Here is an 8,259-nt window from a genome sequence, read left to right as displayed (position 1 = left end):
CGGTGCGAAACAGAATTGTGATTATACAAGAGCGATGCTTAAAGGGGGCTGAATAGGCATTAGAAATTTTAAAAAACGATTTTGTAATTTCAAATTCCATTACGAAATTTTAATCTCGGTGTGTTCCAATACAAAATTTCATATTCTTCGCCCTCTGTAAAAATTTTATAAATTTTGTAAACGACCGTATCCAAACTAAAATTTCATTATACCGCGATATGCCACAATATCGCGACTGCCGACCGCACCCGTTCGCACAAAAACCTGCTTGCAAAACACTTAAGCGCACGATTATAAGATTTCGCTATAATCACGTCCGATTTAAAATTTATCAAAATTTAAAAGGACCTTTATGCGCGCAATTTTTTCTATCTATATCTTCATCATCGCAGCCCTTATCGGCATCGAGCTCTCGCTCGGCGCACTCGTCGCGCCCGTGGTATTTTTCCCGCAGCAGATTATCGGAGAGGGCGTGCTATCGCACTTTCAAAGCGGCCAGCTGATGAGCGAGATCTTCGCAAGATATGGCGGCATCCTCATCGCAGTCTCGGTCATCTGCCTCGTTTTTGAGATGATAAATTTCAATAACAACAAATCGCAATCCTTTCGCTTGCGCCTTTCGACCCTGATGCTGACGCTCGTAAATATCATTTTAGCCCTACTTTTCGTGCTTTACTTTACCGACTACGTCATAAACGCCCAAAAGATCGGTGCAGAAGCGACGATGACGCCGGAATTTGCCCAAATCCACGCGGCTAGCGAGTGGTGCATGAAACTCATCATCGTGTTTCAAACGGTGCTGTTTTTCGCAAAAATCCTCCCCGCCCTCGCCGCGAGAGATGTCGCAGCAGCGAAAGACGCGCGGGATGAAAATTAAAATTTACTACGAAGACACCGACGCGCAGGGCATCGTGTATCACGCCAACTACATAAAATTTTGCGAGCGGGCGCGCAGCGAGGCGCTTATGCAGGCAGGGGTGGACTTCGCGCGCGCGGACGCACACTTCGTAGTTAGCGAGCTTTGCGCTAAATTTCTCCGCCCCGCGCGCCTCGGCGATACGCTTGAAACTCACACGAGCCTAGCTGCGCTCAAAAACGCCAGCGCCCTTTTGCGGCAAGAAATTTACAAGATCAAAGATATTAAAAACACGGATTTTAGCGAGCTTTTATACGCACAGGACGTAAAAATCGCCTTGGTAAAAGATGGTAAGCCGATCAAATTTAACGCCGAAATTTTAGAATTTTTCAAATCTTTGAGATAAATTTATTTCGCGGGTTCAAATTTCCTAGTCGCGTGCGGCACAAACATAGCGCAGACTGGCTTTAGCGCAAAAGCCATGAATATGCAGGGTTTTTGGTAACATAAAATTTTGTGGACTTGTTTGCGACATAGAATTTGCTCGAAATTGAAGGTCTAAATTTAGCGCCCGCATCGCGACATAAACCCCTCACGCATCCCGAGATAGCTAAATAAAAAACAAAATTTGAAATATCGAAATTTTGCAATGACGCTAAATTTTGCCCCGCTCCGCCGCTTTATGAAATTTTCTCGCTTTTAAATTTAAATCTGTCGCGGTTCGAGTCTGTGTTTTTCCGCCAAATCCCGCTTGCTCATGAAATTTAAGCCGATCAAATTCGCCCCGTCCGCTCGCCCGCCGTAACAAAAATCACGATGCGTGTGCAAAAAGCTGCGCGCAAAATCAAAATAGCACGCAAAACGAGCGCCAAATGCGCCTCACAGCAGCCCTTTTATCTTTTGCAGATCCTCTTTGAAAAGCTCCGCTTTGCTCGGATTTTGCGCGATGAATGCGGGATCGAAGCTCGGCACGAAGCTGATGCCGCCCTCGTTAAAGACCGAGCCGTGCAGCACGTCCATGCCCGCCAAATCGCCGTTTCGCAGCACGATTTTACAGCAGAGCTCCCCTAGGCAAAGCACGACTTTGGGCTTTAAAATTTTGATTTCGTCGGTCAGATAGGGCGCGCATTTTAAAATTATTTCCGAGCTTATGCGCCTATTTTGCGGCACCGCGCACCTTATCAGAAAGCTAAAATAAATTTCTTCCGGCGCGCAAATTTGATCTAGCGCCGCTGCCACCTCAGCCTCCAAACCGCCGCCAAAACCCTCGCTAACGCCAGGCGCAAGAGCTACGATCATAAGTTTTACGCTCGCGGGAGTTTTAGAATTTTTAAAATTTTTGATAGTTTTGAAATTTTTAAAATTTTGCTCGGCGCTTCCCGTGCGAGTTTTGGCAAGCTCACAGAGATTGCACTCGGCGGTAGCGGATTTTAGCGCGTCCAGCGCCTTAAAAAATCGCGCGCCGCCGCTTAAAATTTCAGCGCTTACGTAGCGATAGCCGAACGCTTTGTAATAAAGCAGTCTGCGTAGTTGCGAGCTTTGCACGACGCGCCTACGATCTGTTTAAATTCCGCGCGACGAATCCGCGATCAAACTGCGCCAAATCTTTGTAAAATTCCGCTCTAAAGCCCTGCTCGCGCAAAAATGCCGACAAGCTCTGCTTTTGATCGTAGCCCATCTCGCAGGCTAAAAATTTTGCGCGCCGTGCGGCGATCAGCACGATGCGTTTTAAAATTTCATCCCCCCTCTCGCCGCCAAACAGCGCCAGTTTTGGCTCTTGCAGCACGCGCGCGTCCAATGCGTAGGAGTTTGCGATGTAGGGCGGATTTGAGACGATGAGATCAAACTCGCCCGCGATCTCATCTGCGTAGGTGCAGTGTATAAATTCGACGTCCGCGCCTAAATTTGCGGCGTTTGCTCGCGCTACCTCAAGCGCATCCGCGCTGATGTCGCTAGCTGTGATACGGCAAGAAGGAAGTAGCTTTTTTAAACAGATAGCGATTATGCCGCTGCCCGTGCCGATCTCGCAAATGCGCGGCTCGCCCAAGCTCTGCGCCAAAGTAAGCGCCTTTTTTACTAAAATTTCGGTCTCGCAGCGCGGTATCAGCACCCGCTCGTCGACGTAAAATTTAAAGCCCATAAACTCGCAGCTTTGCGTGATGTATTCAAGTGGGCGGCCGTCTTTAAATTCAATGATCTTAGCGCGAAACTCCGCTTCATGCGCGAGCTTTTCCGAGCATCTTAGGACTAGCTCTTCGTCGCTAAGTCGCTCGCAAAGCTTTAAAATTTCGCGCGCGACGTATTTTGAGCCGCACTGCTGCAAGCCCCATCTTAGCGCTTCAGCGATCCTCATCAAGCTCTCTTATGCGCTCATACAGGCTTGGGTGCGAATGATACACCGCGGCGTAAATTTTATGAGCGAGCGGGAATGCCTTGTTTTCGCTACCCAGCTTCTTTAGCGCGCCGATCATGCTCTCTTTATCCTGCATGCTCGCGCCATGTCGGTCCGCGCTAAATTCGTGCATACGGCTAAGCTTGGAGATCACCGGCTCAAAAAACGCATGCAAAATCGGCGCAAACAAAATCATAAAAACCAGCGTCGCGCCGCCGTCCGCGTTAAGTCCCAGCGCGCCGAATACGCCTGCGGGGAGGTTTCCGAATACCGCAAACGTCGCGCCCAAAAGCACGAAGCTAAGCGCTAAATTTTTTAAAATGTCGCCGTGTTTGAAATGCCCGAGCTCGTGCCCTAAAACGGCTAAAATTTCATCCTCGCTCAGCTTCTCTATGAGCGTGTCGAAAAGTACGACCTTTTTCGTCGCCCCGAAGCCGCCAAAATAGGCGTTTAGGCGCTTGTCGCGCTTGCTCGCGTCGATCGTAAAAACGCCGCTACTTTTAAAGCCGCAGCGCTGCAAAAGCCCCTCTATGCGCTCTTTTAGCTCGCCTTGCTCTAGCGGCTGCATCTTATTAAACAGCGGCGCGATAACGGTCGGATAGATTAAATTTATCAGTAAAACTATGCCGAAGCTTAGCAGAAAGCCCCAAACCCACCAGTGCGCGCCCAGGCTATTTACGCAAAAAACGAGCGCAGAGGCTACCGCAAAGCCGAAAACCAGCGTGAGCATGAGCGATTTTAGCGTGTCTTTTACGAAAACGGCGGGCGTTATCGTGGAAAAGCCTAGGCGCTTGTCTTTGACGAAGGTTTTGTAAATTTCAAGCGGAAGCGCCGCCGCGCCGCCGATGATTAAAAACGCCGTTACAAAGCAGCTCCCCGCCAAAATCCCATCACCCGCTAGATCATATATCGCGCGCTGCAACGCGCCCGCGCCCGCAAGTATCCAAACAAGCGCTACCGCAAACGAAAAGCAGTGCGAAAATATATTAAATTTTAAATTTACCGCACCAACCTCGCCCGCCTTGCGATAATCCTCCTCGCTAAGCACCACCGCAGGCTCCTTTAGCTTGGCGCGGATGAAGCTTAGCTCGAGCAGATCGAGCGAAATTTTATAGATCGTGTAAAGCGCGTATAAAAAGATCAAAAACCAAACCATCGCGCCTACTTTAGGCTCTCGGCGAGCGAAAGCACTTCGTAATATTCATTTTCCATACTGTTTAACGTTCCTCTTTTTTCTTCAAGCTCTTCAAAAAGCCCCTGCATACCGAGCTTTTGATAAATTTCAGGCGTCGAAAGCGCGTGATTTAGCTCCTTTATGCGCGCCTCGATAGCCTCGATTTTAGCGGGATACTCCTCTAAAATTTTATTCTGCTTATAGCTAAGCTTCACGGCGCTCGTCTTTTCCTTTTTGTTTTCGCGGCCGCCTTCCTCCGCGCTCGCGCTCGCGCCCGCATCGGCCTCGATCTGATCAATCTCCGCCATCTCGTCTTCAAACTCCAAATACTGCGAATAGGGCATTTGAATTTGATCGATGACGCCGTTTTTTTCGAAAACCCAAAGCTTATTCGTGATCTTATCGATGAAATAGCGATCGTGGCTTACGATGATTACCGCACCTTCGAAGCTTAGCAGATAATCCTCCAAAATATTGATCGTCGCGATATCAAGATCGTTCGTCGGCTCGTCCAAGATCAGACAATCGTACTGCTCGGTAAAGAGCTTGGCAAGCGCTAGGCGGTTCTTTTCGCCGCCGCTAAGCACGCCTACGGGTTTATCCAAAAATTCCTTCGGAAACAAGAAATTTTTCAAATACCCATAGACGTGCATGTAGCTGCCGCGGACGCTTATGTGATCGCCGCCGTTGGGACAGAAAATTTCGATTATGCTTTTATCGTCCGTGATACCGCTGCGGGTCTGATCAAAGTAGCCGATCCTGATCTCGCCGCGTTTGATCTCGCCCGCATCGATCTTACTGCGGCCGAGTAGAATTTTAAGCAGAGTGCTTTTGCCCGCGCCGTTAGCGCCTACGATGCCGATGCGCTCGCCCTGCAAAACCCGCGCCGAAAAGCCCTTGAAAAGCACCTTGCCGTTTAAAATTTTGCCGATATTCGTACATTCAAAGAGCATCTTTTTGCGATTGTCGCCGCCCGTGCCGTTAAAGCTCCTGCTCGCGCGCTCCAGCTCGAGTCGCACGCGACGGATCGCGCCCGGGTTTTTCTTCGCATCCTGCCTCATCTGCATGATACGCGCCTTGCGCCCTTCGTTGCGCTTTAGGCGCGCCTTTACGCCGCGGTGCAGCCACTCCTCCTCGGCGCGCAGCTGTTTAAGCAGCGTCTCGTGGGATTTTTCGAGCGAAGCAAGCATCTCCTGCTTGCGCCTCAGATAGTTCTCGTATCCGCCGTCGAAATTTGAAATTTTACCCTCTTCGATCTCGATACTGCGCGTCGCCAAGCGGTCGATGAAGTAGCGATCGTGGCTGATAAAAACGATCGTCTGCTTCGAGCTAAGCAGCATCTCCTCTAGAAATTTCACCATATAGACGTCGAGGTGGTTCGTGGGCTCGTCCAGCAGCAGCACGTCGGGCTTTTTAAGCACCAGCGCGCCCAGCGCCACGCGACGAATTTCGCCGCCGCTAAGCGTACAGACGGAGCGGTTTTCGTAAATTTTAAGCCCGAAATTTTGCAGCACCTGCTCGATCTTATTATCGATCTGCCAGCCGTCCTTGGCTTCGATAAACTTAATCAGCTCGTCTTGCCGCGCCAAAAGCTCCTTGTTTTCGGGCTGTGCGGCGATTTTGCTCGAGATCGCGTCGTATTCGCTAAGGGCGGCATAAATTTCGGCTAGCTCCCGTCGCAGCGCGTCTTTGACCGAGAGATTTTCGTCAAATTTAGGCGTTTGAGCGAGCATCTGGATATTTAGCCCGTTTTGAGTGATCACGCGCCCCTCGTCGGTCTCGCACAGACCCGCAATTATCTTCATCAGCGTGGACTTGCCGCCGCCGTTTTTGCCGATCACGGCGACGCGCTCGTTAGCGTCCAGTGCGAAATTTACGCCGTCTAAAACGACGTGGGAGCCGAATTTTTTCGTAACATCGATAAGCTCGATCAAAGCCAATTTTAAGTTCCTCTAGTGTTAAATTCGGTGATTTTACACAAAATTCTATTAAATTTTAATAACTTTTAAAGGTTCAGCGATGCAAAGTTTGGAATTTAACGGCCTGCGCGTAGAAATTTTCGCCCCGCACGCGCCGCCTTTTGCGTCAGCCACGCGTGCGCAGCCTCTTGCATCCGTACAGTCTACCCCCTATCCGAGCCCTGCTTGAGTGCCGTGCCGATCATCTACCTGCACGCCTTGGAGTTTAGCGCGGCCAGTGTGGGCGAAATTTACGAGCTCGTCTCGCGAGGCGCCGATTTCGTGCTTGCGGCGATCTATCTAAACGAGGCGCAGTGGGGCGATAAGCTTAGCCCGTGGTCGGCAAAGTCGCCGTTTAAGGGGGTGCGCGATTTCGCAGGCGGCGGCGCGGCGCACTTGGAAAAATTTACGAACGAGTTGATCCCGCGTATCGAGCGGCACGTATTCGGCGCAGGAAAGCCTTCGTGGCGAGCGTGCGCGGGATACTCGCTGGCAGGGCTTTTTAGCGCGTATGCGGCGTTTGCGAGCGATAAATTTCAAAAGATCGCCTGCGTCTCGGCGTCGTTTTGGTTTAGCGGCTTTGATGCCTTCGTCGCCGCGCACTCGCCGCAAAGGGGGCTGACACACGTCTATGCGTCCTTGGGCGAGGCCGAGATGAACCCGAAAAATCCGCGCGGAGCACTCTGTGGCGAGACGGCGCGAAATTTCATCGCAAAATGCCGCAGCGCGGGCGCAAAAGCGGAGTTTGAGCAAAATCCGGGCGGGCATATGCAAGATGAGATCGCAAGAATTTCAAAGGCGCTTTTAAAGCTGGTAAACTCCTAAAATTCGAGCAAATTTTAAAATTTAGCGACAGAATAAAGTGCGGTGAGAGATTAAAAGAAACTAGCCAAGAAGCGTAAATTTAAAGCGAGCTGCCGCTAGAATTTCTCGCGCAACGGTTTTTTGCGCGATACGATGAAATTTAGAACAAACCTGCGTTAAAATTTTATGGCGCAAGCGGTGCCTCAAAAATGGCGCTACGCAATTCGGCACAAATGGCACAGCGCGTCGTCGGTGCTTTAGCGGCTTTTGATAAGTGCGATATCGTTTTAGCGTAAATCATGCGACGCGGCGCCGATGCGGCACAGGCGGCACGGCGTAATGCAAATTTCAGGAGGGATGTCGCTAAATTTTTGTAGGTTGTGCTAGCAGTTTAAAACTTAAAGCGAGCCGTATTTATAAAATTTAAAGCAAACCATGTCGCGGCTAGGATTTAGCGCACCTGCAAGCTAAATTTAAACAGTAGCGCGTCGCCGTGTATGATCCCGCCGTTTTGTTTAGTTTACCGGCGGGCTAAATTTACCGCCGAAATTTCAAAATTTGCGTAGCGCCAAAGAGCGCTTCGGCGCTACGATACACGCCGCTAGGTTTAAATTTTAAAATTTAGCGTCGGGCGGGCGCACTTAGCCGATACCTGCCGAATTTGCGGCGGCGTAATATGCGGAATTTTGCGAATTACCGTTTGTAAAATTCATCCTGCGAAATTTCGCGGCGCATGCTTCATTATCAGCTCTCTATCGCGCTTTGAGCGGCATACGCTCTGTTTCCCGCAACTATGCCGAGCCGCTCGCCGCTACGTTTTTTGCGCTCGCTACGTCGTGTTCGCTGCACATACGCGGCGTGCGCCGCTCCGCAAAAAAAAGCCGCGAACACGCCAAATTCTAACCGCACGCCCTAAATTTCACCGCCTACGCAAAGGGCAAAATTTTTTTGTAGTTGCTCCACAGCTCGCTATCCTCGCCGAAATACGCGAGCAGTCCGCGCGCGTTGCGATCGAAAGGATTTGCCGACTGGCTGAAAAGTGCTAACCCCGATGTGTTGTGCTTGCAAGAGATTA

At 50.3% G+C, this 8,259-nt stretch carries 7 protein-coding genes; 3 read left to right on the top strand and 4 right to left on the bottom strand.

The window, feature by feature from the left end; translation table 11 throughout:
- The first annotated feature begins 352 nt into the window (after positions 1 to 352).
- Entirely contained in the window at positions 353 to 877 is a 525-nt protein-coding gene (locus Q0095_RS00380; RefSeq protein ID WP_297880321.1) for a DUF4149 domain-containing protein, read from the top strand.
- The gene (locus tag Q0095_RS00375) at positions 867 to 1,262 is read left to right on the top strand and encodes a YbgC/FadM family acyl-CoA thioesterase (protein ID WP_297880319.1); all 396 of its coding nucleotides are present in this window, start codon (positions 867 to 869) and stop codon (positions 1,260 to 1,262) included. The genes Q0095_RS00380 and Q0095_RS00375 overlap by 11 nt, the downstream gene beginning before the upstream one ends.
- A 473-nt stretch (positions 1,263 to 1,735) precedes the next feature.
- On the opposite strand, the gene Q0095_RS00370 is transcribed toward Q0095_RS00375, so the two are convergent.
- Genes Q0095_RS00370 through abc-f form a run of 4 tightly spaced genes read right to left on the bottom strand, consistent with a single transcriptional unit; the run spans position 1,736 to position 6,362 of the window.
- Positions 1,736 to 2,401: a uracil-DNA glycosylase family protein gene (locus tag Q0095_RS00370; RefSeq protein ID WP_297880317.1), complete on the bottom strand. Its 666-nt coding sequence runs from the start codon at positions 2,399 to 2,401 to the stop codon at positions 1,736 to 1,738.
- Positions 2,402 to 2,408: 7 nt separating this feature from the next.
- Complete coding sequence (gene prmC, locus Q0095_RS00365) at positions 2,409 to 3,209, bottom strand: peptide chain release factor N(5)-glutamine methyltransferase (RefSeq protein ID WP_297880315.1); 801 nt, start codon at positions 3,207 to 3,209, stop codon at positions 2,409 to 2,411.
- Positions 3,196 to 4,404 carry a M48 family metallopeptidase gene (locus Q0095_RS00360; protein ID WP_297880313.1) on the bottom strand — a complete coding sequence of 403 codons (1,209 nt, stop codon included), beginning with the start codon at positions 4,402 to 4,404 and terminating at the stop codon, positions 3,196 to 3,198. Before Q0095_RS00360 ends, prmC begins: the two co-directional genes overlap by 14 nt.
- A gap of 5 nt (positions 4,405 to 4,409) precedes the next feature.
- Positions 4,410 to 6,362, bottom strand: a complete 1,953-nt coding sequence (gene abc-f / locus Q0095_RS00355) for a ribosomal protection-like ABC-F family protein (RefSeq protein ID WP_297880311.1) — start codon at positions 6,360 to 6,362, stop codon at positions 4,410 to 4,412.
- A 213-nt stretch (positions 6,363 to 6,575) separates the two neighbouring features.
- Here abc-f and Q0095_RS00350 point away from each other — a divergent pair, with 213 nt between their 5' ends.
- Positions 6,576 to 7,205 carry an alpha/beta hydrolase-fold protein gene (locus Q0095_RS00350; protein ID WP_297880323.1) on the top strand — a complete coding sequence of 210 codons (630 nt, stop codon included), beginning with the start codon at positions 6,576 to 6,578 and terminating at the stop codon, positions 7,203 to 7,205.
- The last annotated feature ends 1,054 nt before the right edge of the window (positions 7,206 to 8,259 follow it).

The sequence above is a fragment of the uncultured Campylobacter sp. genome (assembly GCF_938045535.1).
Classification (GTDB): Bacteria; Campylobacterota; Campylobacteria; order Campylobacterales; family Campylobacteraceae; genus Campylobacter_B.
Note: the sequence above shows the minus strand (reverse complement) of the source record. Positions and strands in the feature narration are given on the sequence as shown.

Excerpts from the sequence above, each read along its gene's own strand:
- Q0095_RS00360 (WP_297880313.1), bottom strand. The coding sequence starts at position 4,404 with ATGGTTTGGTTTTTGATCTTTTTATACGCGCTTTACACGATCTATAAA.
- Q0095_RS00380 (WP_297880321.1), top strand. The coding sequence starts at position 353 with ATGCGCGCAATTTTTTCTATCTATATCTTCATCATCGCAGCCCTTATC.
- prmC (WP_297880315.1), bottom strand. The coding sequence starts at position 3,209 with ATGAGGATCGCTGAAGCGCTAAGATGGGGCTTGCAGCAGTGCGGCTCA.
- Q0095_RS00375 (WP_297880319.1), top strand. The coding sequence starts at position 867 with ATGAAAATTAAAATTTACTACGAAGACACCGACGCGCAGGGCATCGTG.